9 protein-coding genes and 5 pseudogenes are annotated in these 14,935 nt (G+C 55.7%); 9 read left to right on the forward strand and 5 right to left on the reverse strand.

Going from position 1 to position 14,935, the window contains the following annotated elements; all coding sequences use genetic code 11:
- Positions 1-160 precede the first annotated feature (160 nt).
- The 6 genes and pseudogenes from AXG89_RS32010 to AXG89_RS32035 form a co-directional block, all read left to right on the forward strand.
- Positions 161-1,270 carry a porin gene (locus AXG89_RS32010; RefSeq protein WP_082771692.1) on the forward strand — a complete coding sequence of 370 codons (1,110 nt, stop codon included), beginning with the start codon at positions 161-163 and terminating at the stop codon, positions 1,268-1,270.
- A 53-nt stretch (positions 1,271-1,323) separates the two neighbouring features.
- The gene (locus AXG89_RS32015) at positions 1,324-2,700 is read left to right on the forward strand and encodes an MFS transporter (RefSeq protein WP_062174636.1); all 1,377 of its coding nucleotides are present in this window, start codon (positions 1,324-1,326) and stop codon (positions 2,698-2,700) included.
- Between the two features lie 161 nt (positions 2,701-2,861).
- Positions 2,862-3,887 (forward strand): annotated as a pseudogene (locus AXG89_RS32020) (lactonase family protein).
- A 159-nt stretch (positions 3,888-4,046) separates the two neighbouring features.
- Complete coding sequence (locus AXG89_RS32025) at positions 4,047-5,117, forward strand: isocitrate/isopropylmalate dehydrogenase family protein (protein WP_062174638.1); 1,071 nt, start codon at positions 4,047-4,049, stop codon at positions 5,115-5,117.
- A gap of 89 nt (positions 5,118-5,206) precedes the next feature.
- Entirely contained in the window at positions 5,207-6,190 is a 984-nt protein-coding gene (locus AXG89_RS32030) for an amidohydrolase family protein (RefSeq protein WP_062174640.1), read from the forward strand.
- A 27-nt stretch (positions 6,191-6,217) separates the two neighbouring features.
- A pseudogene (locus AXG89_RS32035) lies at positions 6,218-6,766 on the forward strand (four-carbon acid sugar kinase family protein); the annotation flags it as partial.
- Between the two features lie 379 nt (positions 6,767-7,145).
- Here the strand turns inward: AXG89_RS32035 and AXG89_RS32040 are convergent.
- Both AXG89_RS32040 and AXG89_RS32045 read right to left on the reverse strand, forming a co-directional pair.
- Positions 7,146-8,021 (reverse strand): annotated as a pseudogene (locus AXG89_RS32040) (IS110 family transposase); the annotation flags it as partial.
- 282 nt (positions 8,022-8,303) lie between these two features.
- Positions 8,304-9,322: pseudogene (locus AXG89_RS32045) on the reverse strand (IS110 family transposase).
- A gap of 230 nt (positions 9,323-9,552) precedes the next feature.
- On the opposite strand from AXG89_RS32045, the gene AXG89_RS32050 reads away from it, so the two are divergent.
- Entirely contained in the window at positions 9,553-10,575 is a 1,023-nt protein-coding gene (locus tag AXG89_RS32050; protein WP_062174646.1) for an IS30 family transposase, read from the forward strand.
- 237 nt (positions 10,576-10,812) lie between these two features.
- Here the strand turns inward: AXG89_RS32050 and AXG89_RS32060 are convergent, their stop codons facing one another.
- The 3 genes from AXG89_RS32060 to AXG89_RS45105 form a co-directional block, all read right to left on the reverse strand.
- On the reverse strand, positions 10,813-11,070 hold the full coding sequence (locus tag AXG89_RS32060) for a hypothetical protein (protein ID WP_162916184.1): 258 nt from the start codon (positions 11,068-11,070) through the stop codon (positions 10,813-10,815).
- Positions 11,071-11,231: 161 nt separating this feature from the next.
- A complete protein-coding gene (locus AXG89_RS32065; RefSeq protein WP_236873568.1) occupies positions 11,232-11,825 on the reverse strand; it encodes an IclR family transcriptional regulator domain-containing protein in 594 nt (197 codons plus the stop codon).
- Positions 11,826-11,879: 54 nt separating this feature from the next.
- Positions 11,880-11,990, reverse strand: a complete 111-nt coding sequence (locus AXG89_RS45105; RefSeq protein ID WP_442861774.1) for a hypothetical protein — start codon at positions 11,988-11,990, stop codon at positions 11,880-11,882.
- Positions 11,991-12,243: 253 nt separating this feature from the next.
- Here AXG89_RS45105 and AXG89_RS32070 point away from each other — a divergent pair.
- Positions 12,244-12,789: pseudogene (locus AXG89_RS32070) on the forward strand (IS5 family transposase); the annotation flags it as partial.
- 607 nt (positions 12,790-13,396) lie between these two features.
- Positions 13,397-14,869 (forward strand): group II intron reverse transcriptase/maturase, encoded by a 1,473-nt coding sequence (ltrA, locus tag AXG89_RS32080; protein ID WP_062174895.1) that lies wholly within the window; start codon positions 13,397-13,399, stop codon positions 14,867-14,869.
- Positions 14,870-14,935: the final 66 nt, after the last annotated feature.

Consider the following 14,935-nt stretch of genomic DNA (forward strand, 5'->3'; position numbering starts at 1 on the left):
GCGAAAATATCTGCCGTAGCGCTGAGGCCACCTCGGATGCAGATTCCAGGTAAAGAATCACGTCGATAATTGTACCGTGAGTCAATAAGATACAAATTGATATAAACACTTGACCGAGCGGCACACAAAACAGCAACAACAAAGTACAGGAGACGCGGCGATGAAGAAGTTATCGGTCACGGTAGTTGCAGGAATAGGATGCGCAATGGCACCGAGCGTATTCGCGCAAAGCAGTGTGACGCTGTACGGAATTGTGGATGTTGGCATCAGCTACGCGAGCAATGTGGGCGGCCACGCTCAAGCTCAGGAGCAGAGTGGGATCTTTAACGGCAATCGCTTCGGCTTCAAAGGACTAGAGGATCTCGGTGGCGGTTTAAGCGCGGTGTTCCAACTCGAAGATGGGTTCAGCGCGAACAATGGCACGTTCGGGCAAGGGACAACCAGCACTACCGGCGCCATGGCGACAGCCGCGGTCACGAGACTTTTTGGACGCCAGGCCTGGGTCGGTATCAAGTCGCCATGGGCAACAGTGATGCTGGGACGCCAGTACGATTTCATGTATGACCTGGCGCCGATCGCCGCATCAAACTATGCGACGTCTTACATGCATCGCCCCGGGACGGCAAACGCTCTCCTTGGAAACAACGGCAGTACGACCGACTTCGACCGGATCGGTGGTGCGCGCGTCGATAACTCGGTCAAGCTCAGCAGCGCGTCGCTCGGTGGCTTCTCGTTGGGCGGGATTTACGGTTTCGGCGGCCAAGCCGGTGCTTTTTCAAATGGCAGCACCCAGGGTGCCGGCGTCAAGTACGCGCAGGGCAACCTGCAAGTCGCTGCCGCCTGGACCAACCTCAAGGAAGCCGACGCTTCGAGCAGCTATCGGGTCTACGGTGGCGGAGCCCGCTATCACATCGGTCCGGTTCGATTGGCGGCGGTGTACACCAACGCGGAATGGACCGCGAGGGGCGATCGTGTTGATACGGTCGAGTTCGGTGCGCAGTACCTCATCACTCCCGCATTCTCATTAGCTGCTGCGTACTACTACTCAAAGCCCAACAACGAGGCGAAGAACGTCATTTTGAAAGGAACGCGAAACCAGGTAGGAGCAGTGGCGGACTATGCCTTTTCCAAGACAACCGATGTTTATCTGGCCTGCGACTATCAACGTGCCAAGCATGGCTACGCCGCGCAGATCTACAGCCTTTCGCCAACCGATGCGGCAACCAATCACCAAAGCGTGATCGCCGTCGGCGTCCAGCATTATTTCTAAACTGGCTTGCCCCGTGTGCAACGGGAAAGCCAAGATACATGCAAGGAGATGACATGAAGTCGGAGATTCATCAGAGGACAATGAGCAAGGTCTCGCGGCGGCTCATTCCGTTCATGATATTGATGTTTTTAATCAATTTTCTGGATCGTGTGAACATCAGCTTTGCAGCTCTGGAGATGAACAAGGATCTGGGGCTAAGTCCAAGCGTCTATGGGTTAGCAGCCGGGATCCTTTTTGTTGGCTACGTTGCGTTCGAGATTCCAAGCAACCTGATTCTTCAGAAAGTGGGAGCACGCGTCTGGCTCGCGAGAATCATGATCACCTGGGGCATCCTGGCAACGTTGATGGCCTTCGTGTTTAACGCGTGGACATTATTCTCGCTGCGCGCATTAATTGGAGTAGCTGAAGCCGGTTTCTTTCCAGGCTTGCTGTTCTACATGATGCGCTGGTTCCCGGCCGAGGAACGCGGGAAAGCGATCACTGTGTTCATGCTTGGGAATCCGATCTCGGTTGTTTTAGGTGGTCCGCTTTCGGTAACCATCTTGCACTATTCACATCATTTTGGCGGTTTCGCCGGGTGGCAATGGCTATTTATCATCGAAGGAATTCCAGCGGTCATCATTGGGCTTGTCACTTTGTTTTGGTTGACCGAGCGACCCCATGACGCGAAGTGGCTTCAGACGGATGAGCGAGACTGGTTAATCAACAAGATAGGCGAGGAAATGCGAGCGAAGGACGGTAAGAAGGGCAGCCCGGTTCGCGTGGCGGACGTGTTCACTCATGGTCCCACGCTTGCGTTCGCATTCTCCAAGTTCTGCGTCTTGCTTGCGTTCTTCGGCATCACTTTATGGCTGCCGCAGATTGTCAAAAGCCTTGGGTCGTTAAGTACGGTCGAAGCGGGAATTGTGTCTGCGGTGCCTTATGTTTTCTCTGCGCTGGCAAGCATCGCTATCGGTCGACATTCCGACAAAACCGGGGAACGGAAGTGGCATATTGCGTTGCCCGCATTCCTGGGCGCCGCTGGGTTCGTAGTCGCGGCCATCGCAGGCAACCCGTGGCTTGCCATGGCCGGCCTCTGTGTTGCTGCGGCAGGCCTTTGGGTATCCAACACGGTGTTCTGGACGTTGCCGGCAGCCATGCTCTCCGGTTCAACCGCAGCAGCGGGTATTGCTTTTATCAATACAGTGGGCAATCTCGGCGGATTTGTCGGTCCCTACATGACCGGGTGGATTCGCGAGGCGACGCATTCGTATGTCTGGGCATTGGCCGCGCTTGGCGGGTGGCTCGCATTGAGCGGCGTGGTCATTCTCATTGTCGGACGTAAGAAGCCAGGCGACGGAGTGCAGAACCGAAAAGCCGATGAGACGTCGGTGCTGGCGAAGGGCTCAACCGTATCGAAACGCCTCATACCGATTGGCCCGGAAACGTAAGTTTGCAGGCCTGTTCGACGCGTAAAAGATCGCCGACTCCGATGCCGTTCTTGTTGCATCATTAAACTGTAAAATACAATATCTGCTCAACCCGCGTCCAGCGGAGTGCATTGGGAAAATGCATAGGACGAGGGGAACATTGATGCTGACTGGACGATGCCATGTATGCCTATGTTGGTTCGCGTACCTCCAAAGAACGCAACGCTCGCGGAAAGGGAATTAGCGTCTTCAGGCTCGATTCGCTCTGGGGCACGCTTGAACTCGTGCAGGTCGTCGAAGACCTCATGAACCCCTCGTTTCTGTCGCTCAGTCGGGATGGGCGGTTTCTTTACACCGTTCACGGGGACGAGCACGAGCTAAGTGCCTTTGCCATCGATCACGATAGCGGCACGTTGACATTCTTAAATCAACAAAGCACAGGAGGAAAGAACCCGGTGCATCTTGCCTTCGATCCCTCCGGGCGCTATCTGGTCGTGTCCAATCACATTGGTGCAAGCCTTGCAGTAGTACCCGTCGCAGCCGATGGCCGATTGGAGTCGCTCTCTCAATTGGTCGAGATCGAAGGTCCCGTCGGACCGCATCGTGTTGAACAAAGGCAATCCAAGCCGCATTTCAACTTGTTCGATCCCGCCGGCCGATTTGTGATCGTGCCGGACAAGGGTACGGATCGAACCAACGTATTCCGTTTTGTTAACGGAAAACCGGAACCTGCGGCCGTGCCGTTTGCCGTTGCCCGCAACGGATCCGGGCCGCGACATGCCTCGTTTCATCCTCATGCGCCGTTTGTCTATCCGGTGAACGAACTTGACTCAACCGTTACCGCGTATCGCTACGATGAATTGAGTGGCAACCTGGATCCCTTGCAGGTGTTATCAACCTTGCCTGATACGTTCACCGGCAACAACCGTGCATCCGAAATTGGCGCGTCGAACCGCGGTATGGACAGTATTGCTGCGTTCGAAAATGACGATTCGTCGGGATGACTACGTTTTCTTGAAGTCACTACATCGCAAGGTCGAACGCCTCGTTTCTTGGCGCTCGCTCAGGACAATCGCGTGCTCTTTGCCTTGAATGAGGACAATGACAGCATAGTCGGCTTCAACATCGATCTATTGTCGGGTCGGCTCAAGGCAAACGGTTTTTCAATCGGTTGCGATAGTCCGGTTTGCATGGTCTTTTCAGCATGAATTCTCCTCAAGCGCAGGATCGCCAGCTCCGCGTCTGGCATGGTTTGTTGGGTGGGTAAGCACAAACCCCTAGATTGTATCGTGAGGATATAAAGTACAATTACTTCATGATAAATGCTTTGCTGTTCTGATGTAAGGCCAACTTTTCTGGAGAATCAAATGCGTATATTGGTTTTGCCGTGCGACGGCATTGGCCCGGAGATTACCGCAGCTGCCATGGCAGTCCTGAAGGCTGCCGACAAGAAGTTCGGTCTGGGTTTGAGTTTCGACTTCGAGGAAGTGGGCTTTGTCAGCCTTGAAAAATACGGCACCACGCTTCGGGAAGAAGTGCTCGAAAAGGCCAAGACCTACGACGGCATCATTCTCGGTACGCAATCTCACGCCGACTATCCCGTTCCAGAAAAGGGCGGCCGTAATGTGTCGGCGGGCTTTCGCATTGGGCTGGATCTTTATGCGAATGTGCGGCCGGCTCGCACTCGCCCATTTCTGACGTCGAACATGCGCGAAGGCAAGACCATGGATCTTGTCATCATGCGTGAGGCGACTGAAGGGTTCTATCCGGATCGGAACATGAGCAAAGGCTGGGGAGAAATGATGCCTAGCCCGGACATGGCACTCTCGGTGCGTAAGATCACGCGTCATTGCAGCGAGCGTATTGCGCGTCGTGCGTTCGAACTGGCAATGAAGCGCGGAAAAAAAGTCACGGCAATACATAAAGCAAATAGCTTTCACATGACGGACGGCTTGTTCCTTGAATGCGTGCGCGCGGTCGCCAAGGACTTTCCCGAAGTCCAGCTCGATGACCTGCTGGTTGATGCGTCGACGGCACATCTCGTACGTAGTCCGGAGCGATTCGATGTTCTGGTTGCAACCAATTTCTACGGCGACATCATCAGCGACCTGGCGAGCGAACTCTCGGGCAGCCTCGGTTTGGCCGGGTCCGTGATGGCAAGCGACACGCATTGCTGTGCCCAGGCACAACATGGCTCGGCCCCGGATATTGCAGGCACCGACAACGCAAATCCGGTGTCGATGATCCTGTCTGTCGCTATGTTGATTCAATGGATGGGGGAGCACCACGGCAAGCCGGCTTTTGTTGAGGCTGGCAAAGCAATGGATGCCTCGGTCGACAAGGTCCTCGAAAACCCCAAGACATGCACCCCTGACCTAGGCGGCGAATTTGGTTGTAAGGCGTTTGGCGACGAAGTAGCGAAGGTCATCGCTGGCTAGAAGCAGGGGCGGGCGCGGCGTTTAGGTGCCGACAAGAACTATCAAAAATATGGCTGACCCTCCGGGGAAGCAAGCTCAGGAGACGGGGCATGGTCAATCGCCGGCAATGGCTAATTGCTTCCGGTGCGGTACTCGGTGCAACATCGCTAATGGGTGTTCAGAAAGTCATGGGCAAAGAACTGGGGCACATGTCGCCCATTAGCTTCAAGGTGCCGGCGAATGTTGTGGATTCCCATTGCCACATCTTCAACCCGGTGAAGTTTCCCTATTCGTCCAAGCGACGGTACACCCCGGCCTCGGCTACAGGTGAGGACTTAAGGAAATTCCACGCGGCAATTCAAGCAAGGTTCACGGTGTGTGTGCAACCTAGTGTCTATGGCACTGACAACGCGTGCCTCCTCGATGCCCTAAAACAGTTGGGCCCTGACGCGCGTGGTGTAGCCGTTATCGACAAAGGGTTTTCAGGGCAACAACTAGACGATTTGATGGGTGGTGGAGTCGTCGGCGTTCGAATCAATCTCGAGGTGGGGAAGGACCGCAACTTCAACAGCGCCATTTCCCGCCTCGAAGAGACGGTTCAGACTCTGGATGACCGCGATCTCATCATCCAGATTTACGCGGCATTGCCGATCATTGCGGAGCTTGCCACACGCATTCAAACACAGCCTCACGCTGTCGTCATTGATCACTTCGGATTGGCGAAGAGTGCGGATGGACCAGAGCAGGAAGGTATGTCTTCGCTAATCGGTCTAATGCAATCTCGAAAGGTCTTCGTGAAGTTGTCAGGTCCTTATCAGATCTCGCTCCTTGGGCCTGGCTATGCTGATACCGTTGCGATTGGCCGGACCCTGGTGGAGGGCGCACCCGATCAAGTCATCTGGGGCAGTGATTGGCCGCATACCGGAGGCAGCGAACGGCCGGCTAACGCCAAGCCGACCGACGTCGAGGCGTTTAGAGCAGAAGACGAAGGGCGCAATTTTTCTTTGGTCAAACGCTGGGCGCCGGATAGTGGACTGCGTCACAAGCTCCTGGTCGATAACGCAACGAAGCTTTTTGGTTTCGCTGCGGGATAAGGCAGGTAGACAGTTAGGGAGACGAAATTGAGCAAGACACTACTTGGTTGCATCGCTGATGATTTCATCGGTGGGACGGATCTTTCCACCACGCTGGTGCGTGGTGGAATGCGTACAGTGCAGACGATCGGCGTGCCCGCTGACATGGCGCTTTTTGACACGGACGCGATTGTAATGCGTTGAAAACCCGCACGGTCGACCCTCAACATGCGGTCCGGGAGTCACTGGAAACATTCGAGTGGCTGAAAATGGCAGGGTGCGAACAGCTTTTTTTCAAGTACGACTCAACGTTCGATTCACCCCCCCAAGGCAAACTCGGTCCGGTCGCAGATGCGCTCGCTGATGCCTTAAACGTCGACTTCGTGATCGCGTGTCCAGCGCTCCCGGAGAGCAAGCGGACTTTATAAAGGATATCTGTACGTCGGTGATGCGCTGTTGAGTGAATTCGGCATGCGCAATCATCCGCTCACCCCGATGACCGACCCGAACCTTGTGCGTGTGCTACAGGCGCAAACCAATCGTCGCGTCGGGCTTGTCGACATCGCGACAGTATGGAAAGGGGCGCATGCAGTGAGGGATGCGTCGTTCGACGGAATTCTGTCAATCCGGAAACCATGTACAGCAAGGAAGCGCTGATTCGAGTTGACATTGTTAAGCACACTCCGAACGACTTAAAATCGTCTACATGGACGCCCCCTTTGCGCCAGGCCTTTTAGTGCGTGACGGACAGGATGGGCTGCAGTTCTACATACGGCCTTATTGCAGCCTGTTTCGCTGCGGGCCCCTATGAAATTCGCGGATTCACGCCTCATTCAACTCACGAGCTCAGTGACTCAAACGATTTTTCAGGCTTGGTGAATCCCAGGTCCGACCTGCTCTGTCATTACACTCAAATACCGCCGCAACTTTGGACACTCCATCCCTTCCTACAGTATTGTGCCTTTACACACGGTGATCAGATGGGTCGAACGCTCTCGTGACCTTTCTGATAAGGCTTTTGATGGGCCAGCACAGCCCATATTATTCGAGCCAATTTGTTTGCCATGGCTACTATGACGACATTCAGTGGACGCCGTAGTTTCATCTGTTCCACCCACAACCCGGGTTCTTTGACATGATAGATAACGCTTCGAGCGCCATGCACGAGTAAAGTTCTAAGATAGGTATCGCCTCGCTTACTTATGCCGAGTAACGCCACTTTGCCTCCGGAGCCGCTTTGCGCGGGAACAAGACCAAGGCAAGCCGCGAACTCCCTGCCGGACCTGAATGTCCCTGCGTCGCCCATCGTCGCCACCGCCGCCGTCGCGCTAAGCAATCCGACGCCCGGGATGGCTGCAATCGCCTTGACGGCCTCGTTGCTCTTCATCCATTCATGTAAGCGCCGTTCAATCTGCGCGACTTGCCGATCGATCTCATCAACCCCGTTCCACTGCTCGCGAAGCGTGTCGATCAACATCATAGGCAACCGATCTGATAGTCGGGCGAAAACTCCGATTATGCCTTTGTTCAAAGCAGCGCGGCCGGTGCCAATGACTTCGCCGTACTCGGTGAGCAAGCCTCGCAGACTATTGATTTGCATCGTCCGAAACTTGATGAGCTGCTGCCGCATCCTATGCAACGCTAGGACAGCTTGTTGAGCCTCCGTTTTTATTGCCACAGGCTTGCTTTGCATCTGTGTTGCCATCCATATGGCACGTGCGTCGGCAGCATCGTTTTTGTTTCCAATATTGAATGCTTTCACGAATTTTGCCGGCATTAACTTTGCCTGGTGACCCATCTGGACCAGTTGTCGCGCCCAATGCTGTGACCCGCTACACGACTCCATACCAATCTCTATGAACGCGTCCCGTTTTGCAACAGTTTTCGTGTGTTCAGGCTGACAGGATGGGTTGCAGCTCTCTATCCGGCCTTCATGCAGCCGGTACTGCCGCCGCGGGCCCGTATGAAATTCGCTGACTCGCTCCTCATTCAGGCAACGAGCTCGAAGCTCGGATTGGGATACAGGTTTAGCGAGTCCCAGGTCCTACCTGACTAGTCATCACACTCGATTGCTGCGCAACCTTTTGACGCTCACTCTGGGTTAAACGTTAATCTCTGATGTCACGTGCGCCAATCAGGCGAGCTTCGCACTCACATAATTCTTCTGGTACGGCCTGTCGTGGGCCAGTACCGCCCAGATCATCCGCGCCATCTTGTTGGCTAGCGCCACGATCACGACATTCTTCGGTCGCCGCTTGATCATTAGGTCGACCCACGTACCGGCTTCCTTTGCATGCCTCAATACTGCTCGTGCACCGTGGATCAACAGTGTGCGCAGATACGCATCGCCGCGCTTCGATATGCCGTGTAAGTTTATCTTGCCGCCTGACCCCGTCTGTTTTGGGACGAGACCGGCCCACGCAGCGAATTCCCGGCCCGAACTGAATGCCTTCGGATCGCCCATCATCGCGACGGCTGCGGTTGCTGTCAGCAGTCCCACGCCAGGAATCTCGCTGATGGCCTTGACCGCTTTATCCTCTTTCTTCCACTCGCGCATCCGACGCTCGATCTGCGCAACCTGCTCATCGAGTTTCGTTAACCCGTTCCACTGCTCGCGCAGCGTGTCGATCACCACCGCAGGCAGTCGCTCGGCAACCCGCGCCAGTACCCCGGAATCGCCTTGTCCAGAGCCCCACGACCCATGCCCATTACCTCGCCGTACTCCGTCAATAGCCCACGCAGATTGTTGATCTGCATCGTGCGAAACTTGATGAGCTGCTGACGCATCCGGTGCAGTGCAAGCATCGCTTGCTGCGTCTCGGTCTTCACCGCTACCGGCTTGCCTGGTTGCTGCACGGCCAGCCAGATCGCCCGTGCGTCTGCAGCATCGTTTTTGTTGCGAATGTTAAACGCCTTGGCAAATTCCGCCGGTATCAGTCTGACCTCGTGGCCCATCTTTACAAGCTGCCTGGCCCAGTGGTGCGCACCACCGCACGCTTCCATTCCGATGAGGCAACGAGCACGGTTTGCAAAGTGCTCGAGAAACTGCGCCCGCTTGATCGGCTTGTTCACTATCTCTCCAGTTTCCTGATCGATGTAATGCACCTGGAACACGTGCTTGGCGATATCCACACCCACTGCCGTACAGTTCATGATTGGATCCTCCGGTTGCTTGTGAAAACTCGCATTTTGCACCTTGGGCGTATCGATGCCATTAGCCCATGAGGATCCACCTTCCTCCGCTTACTGGCTCACGGGGTGGGACGCGTTCATTTCATTCAGACAGGGCGAGCGATTGGCAAAATACTCGAGAAAAGCAGCTCGCTTTATCGGTGGCGGCCTCAAATTTGAACTGCAACACCTGTCTCGTATAAGGTGTCGCAATGCCCGAAAAAACTTCATACCAGCAACTGCAACCTGAAGAACGCCTGACCATTGCAAGCTTGCATCTGCAGGGTTCAAGTATGCGAGCCATGGCTCGCATACTCGGGCGCTCACCGGGAACTATCAGCCGTGAGCTAATGCGAAACAGCTCTTCTGTTGGCTACGCATCGGTGCCCGCTGCAGCGCTTAGCAGCGCACGCCGCAGTGCGTCCCGCCGCCCCGCCAAGCTTTGCCTGCAAGGCGTCTGCTGGCGCATTGTTCTCACCCTGCTTGAGTGGAAATGGTCGCCCCAGCAGATATCGGGCACACTCAAGCGCATGTATCCAACCGACTCGACCCAACACGTCTCGCACGAAACCATCTACACGGCTATCTATGCTCAGCCGCGCGGTGAACTGCGCCGCCAACTCATTGCCTGCCTGCGCCACGGCCACAGCACGCGCATGCCACGCACTCGGGGCACAGACCGGCGCGGACAGATTCCCGACATGGTCAGTATCCACGTGCGACCGCCCGAAATTGAAGACCGACTACTGCCAGGTCACTGGGAAGGCGACTTCATCAAGGGTGCGAACAACCAATCCTCTGTCGGCGTTCTGGTCGAGCGCACCAGCCGTCTGGTGCTGCTTGCCAAGATGGAGGACGCCACCGCCGCGTCAGCGCTAGCGGGCTTCTCCGCCAAACTCAATTCGATTGTGGCGCCGTTACGGCAAAGCTTTACTTACGACCAAGGCAAAGAAATGTCGCGCCATCAGGAACTCACCGCCGCCACCGGCGTGAACGTGTACTTTTGCGACCCGCACAGTCCCTGGCAACGCGGTACTTGCGAAAACACCAACGGGTTGCTGCGCCAGTATTTGCCTAAAGGCTCGGACCTATCGGTCTACAGTCAGAACGAACTCGACGCGATCGCCGACAGCCTGAACAGCCGCCCGCGCGCCACTCACGCGTTCCATTCCCCATTCGAGGTCTTCGCTGCGACCCTTGCTTCAGCAAGCCGACCTCCAAGCTCTAAACATTGACCCCCTGTTGCAGTTCACCCTTGAAACCGCCGGTCGATTTACGACCTCGCCAGTCCGAGGATCAACCCAGTGAACTTGCATCACGTTCTTTGCGATATCCACACCAACGGCGGTATGTGTCATGACGGATCCCCTTTGATTAACCGGCGAAACTAATATGATCTTCCTATTTTGCAATTCCGTCGCGGCGGTGCCTTTAACCTCAAATACCCGTTAGGTGGGGAGCGTCCATCTCATTCAACTCGCGTTAATTGCTCTCGGCGACCCCGGCGGATCGGTTCTCGCCGCGGCTGCACAAGTCGACAAGCTACGAGCGAACGCCGTCACATCGCTCGTCATCTGGTAGTTGACAGTGGCTTCTATGAGCGAATCGGCGAACTCACGCAAGGCAGTCGTGGGTGCGGTGCTGGTGAGCGCCTGACGACGGCCCACCGCAATGAGGGCGATGAGCGCCGCGAGTACTCCGCGCTGTTGGCCGGATAGCAGCGCTTGCATTCGTGCTGTTAAGACATCACGGTTGCCAGGCGAAGCCACGATGGCCGTAAAAATGGCGCCGGCGAGCACATCTAATAATGCGCAGGCTACGCAATGCCTGTAGAGCGGCCGGGATGGTCATGATTCGGGCAGTCGCGGTTTGCACGAGCTGTCGGCCGTCGTTAATCTGAACTGAGAAGGGCATCGGCCGGAACGGTCGCTTTCAAACTCAGATCGCTACCGGCGGGCGGTCGCCGTTGTTCTCCCGGGTTGTCGTGGCCACCAGCATTTAGAGTCGCCTCGATTTCTTGCGCGCCGCTTTGCGCGATCGTCGCGAGCCGTTGACACGCCCGCATTTCAACCTCGTCACTCACGACATAACTCAAACTGCCTACTGCGCGGCGATCCTCATTTAGGATCGGTGCCGCGATGCCTATTCGCCCACGATCGATCTCGGCCCGCGTGATCGCGTAGCCCGCTTTTTTAATATTGCCAAGCACGCGACGAAATTCTTCGAACGTGTTTCCGAGATTCGCCGCTGACACCTCGTCGCGGTGACTCTCGTAAAGGGCGCGCAGCCAGCGCGGTGGCTGGTTTGCTAGGATAACTTTGGACGTGGCCCCGGCAAAAAGAGGCATCGGCCTGCCGCGCTCGTAGCTGACCAGCGGCTGAGGGCCTGCCGTGAAGACCTGACGCATACAGAGAACAGTTTCGCCGAATGAACAGCACAGCAAAACGGCCGATCCGTCAGGTCCATATTTACGTAAGTCCTCCATGACGGGAGCGGCCGCAGACAGCAATGGGTCCGTTAGTTGGATTTGACGATCGAGCTAGATGATTGCCGGTCCCAGCGTATACACGCCTGCCCCGGTCGGCGCGATAAGCCCCGCCTCTTCAAGCGCGCGAATAAACCGGTAGACCGTCGCAGGCGAGACGTCCATCGCGTTGGCTATTTACTCTGCGGTCCAGGACGGTTTTTCAAGCGTGAACAACTTAAGGGCACCGAAGGCGCGGTCTGACGTGGACATGGGGACGGCTCGCAACAAATAGTGAAGTTAGTCTACTACACAAGCAGCCGTCATTAAATCTCAAAAATGGGAATTCTAAGGAAACACTGATTAATTTCACTGAGTGGTCATCGACGGCATAGCCGTGGACGTTGTAGAAGGAACTTCACGGAATGGACCCACGACGATGAAGCGGCAAATCGGTTTTGCAGAAGCGGAAAGCGCGGGCAAGAAACGCGTGACCAAGCGCCAACGCTTTCTGGGCGAGATGGAAAAGGTGGTGCCGTGGTCGCGACTGCTGTCGGTCATTGAGCCGTACTATCCGAAGGGCGAGCGAGGCCGCCCACCAATTGGCCTTGAGCGGATGCTTCGAATCTATTTCCTTCAGCAGTGGTACGGGTTGTCGGACGAAGCTCTCGAAGACGCGCTGTACGACAGCATTGCAATGCGCGCGTTCGCCGGCATTGATCTGGCTGTCGAGAACGCGCCCGACGCGACTACGCTGCTGAAATTCCGGCGTCTGCTGATCGCGCATGAGCTTACGCGCAAGTTGTTCGACGAGATCGGCATCTCGCTGTGTGAGCGCGGACTGATGATGAAGGAAGGCACGCTGGTCGACGCGACGATCATCGAAGCGCCGCCGTCGACCAAGAACGCTCAGAAGAGCCGTGACCCGGAGATGCACCAGACAAAGAAGGGAAACGAGTGGCATTTTGGCATGAAGGCCCATGTGCGACCTGAAAGTCGCTTGAATTTCTGTTCGACGTAACGTGATCCGTTGCGATTGAACCGGCTGTTCCATCAGCCGTTTCCTACCCAGACATGCGGAGCTGGTAACGGCTCGGTGTGAAGCTCTGGGGACAATGTAACCACCGATATTATCGGTACGCAGACCCGCGAGGGGAAGCAGAATCTGCCAGCACAAGGGCGGTGAGGAACTAGGAACGAGCGGTAACGACCAACATAAGTGAACCTCTACAAACGTCGTCATCATTGAACAAGCCAAATGTGCTGACAGGCTTGAGCCAAAATGGCACGCGGCAAGGTATGGCCTCTGTGGGCTGAGCCATCATGGACAGTATGCCGTCGGCGGATAGGAGGGGTCCGCCCCGCTCTGAAATTCTTGCGGAACAGGGTAAGCCCGTAGTGCTGCCGGCGACGGCAGGCGAACCGCAAGGAACGCTGTTGGTGCTGCGGGTAAAGGATTGCGGAAAAAGCGAACGCCCTCCTGTAATGGGATGGATACCGGCTGCACGATGGCCGGACGCGAAAGCGGGCAGACTTCCGTGTGGTCATTCATGGCGAGAGAACTTGATCAATCGTTATACGAGGGAAAGCAGATGACGGCAATCGACGATACTGCGCAAGCAACGTCGCTCGGCGCTGGTGCACCCTCGCGCCCCACCAGGATGTGGAGTCAGGCTGATTGGCCTCGCATCAAGGACGAGGTGAAACGACTCCAGGCACGTATCGCTCAGGCAACCAAGGAAGGCAGATGGGGCAAAGTAGGTGCCTTGCAGCGTCTGCTGACCCGCTCGCATAGCGGCAAAATGCTAGCCGTGAAACGGGTGACAGAAAATCGCGGCAAGAGAACGCCGGGAGTTGACGGCAAGATTTGGCCAACTCCGGCGGCCAAATGGAAAGGGATGGAGGCGATGCAACACCGCGGTTATCGTGCGTTGCCGCTTCGACGCATCTACATCCCAAAGAGCAACGGCAAGAAGCGTCCGTTAGGAATTCCCCGCATGCTTTGCAGAGCCATGCAGGCGCTATGGAAGCTCGCGTTGGAGCCCATTGCGGAGAGCTTGGCGGATCCAAACTCGTATGGGTTTCGGCCCAAACGTTCGACCGCCGACGCGATTGAATATTGTTTTACTACGCTGGCAAAGCGCAAGTCGCCAGAGTGGATTTTAGAGGGAGACATCCGTGGCTGTTTCGATAATTTTAGCCACGACTGGATCCTCAAACATATACCAATGGATAAGGTGGTCTTACGGCGATGGCTTAAGGCCGGGTTTATCGACAAAGGCACCCTGTTCGCGACTGAGGCGGGAACTCCGCAAGGGGGCATCATCTCGCCGGTCATCGCAAATATGACGTTGGACGGACTTGAGGCGGCAGTAGATGCCAGCATAGGGCCGACGCCACGCGCGCGCCGCAAAGTCAAAGTCAACGTCAATCGGTATGCTGACGACTTCGTCGTAACCGGAGTATCGAAAGAGATTCTGGAACAAAACGTACTCCCTGCGATCAAGCAGTTCCTGATCGTTCGGGGTCTGGAACTCTCGGAAGAGAAAACCAGAGTCACTCACATCGCCGATGGGTTCGATTTCCTTGGGCAGAATGTACGTAAGTACAGCGGTAAGCTGCTCATCAAACCGGCCAACAAGAACGTGAAAGCCTTGTTGGAAAAGGTTAGGGAAATCGTGAAGCAGAACAGAAGCTCCACACAGACGAATCTTATTTTACAACTCAACCCCGTGATTCGAGGTTGGGCCATGTATCACCGTCATGTGGTTTCCAAGTCTCGCTTCACGTCGATAGATGCTCACATTTGGCGCCTCTTATGGAAATGGGCAATGCGTCGGCATCCCAATAAAGGCACGGGGTGGGTGAAGAACAGATACTTCAGGGTAGAGGGAAATCGTACTTGGGCATTTACGGCGCGGACTACAGATCGCGGCGTAATTCGGTTGTTCCGAGCCACGATGATTTCAATTGTTCGCCACGTGAAGATACGTGGGCAGGCAAATCCCTTTGATCCTGCGTGGTCGTCTTACTTTGCTCGTCGTGCAGCCGTGATCGATGATTGATTGCTCGGTCCTACTATCGGGGCTGGGGAATGGCTTGAGCCGGATGCGGGGCGATCCGCACGTCCG

Source organism: Burkholderia sp. PAMC 26561 (genome assembly GCF_001557535.2).
Classification (GTDB): domain Bacteria; phylum Pseudomonadota; class Gammaproteobacteria; order Burkholderiales; family Burkholderiaceae; genus Caballeronia.

Coding starts and splice junctions, on each gene's coding strand:
- AXG89_RS32010 (WP_082771692.1), top strand. CDS start 161: ATGAAGAAGTTATCGGTCACGGTAGTTGCAGGAATAGGATGCGCAATG.
- AXG89_RS32015 (WP_062174636.1), top strand. CDS start 1,324: ATGAAGTCGGAGATTCATCAGAGGACAATGAGCAAGGTCTCGCGGCGG.
- AXG89_RS32025 (WP_062174638.1), top strand. CDS start 4,047: ATGCGTATATTGGTTTTGCCGTGCGACGGCATTGGCCCGGAGATTACC.
- AXG89_RS32030 (WP_062174640.1), top strand. CDS start 5,207: ATGGTCAATCGCCGGCAATGGCTAATTGCTTCCGGTGCGGTACTCGGT.
- AXG89_RS32050 (WP_062174646.1), top strand. CDS start 9,553: ATGCCCGAAAAAACTTCATACCAGCAACTGCAACCTGAAGAACGCCTG.
- AXG89_RS32060 (WP_162916184.1), bottom strand. CDS start 11,070: ATGCAAGCGCTGCTATCCGGCCAACAGCGCGGAGTACTCGCGGCGCTC.
- AXG89_RS32065 (WP_236873568.1), bottom strand. CDS start 11,825: ATGGAGGACTTACGTAAATATGGACCTGACGGATCGGCCGTTTTGCTG.
- AXG89_RS45105 (WP_442861774.1), bottom strand. CDS start 11,990: ATGGACGTCTCGCCTGCGACGGTCTACCGGTTTATTCGCGCGCTTGAA.
- ltrA (WP_062174895.1), top strand. CDS start 13,397: ATGACGGCAATCGACGATACTGCGCAAGCAACGTCGCTCGGCGCTGGT.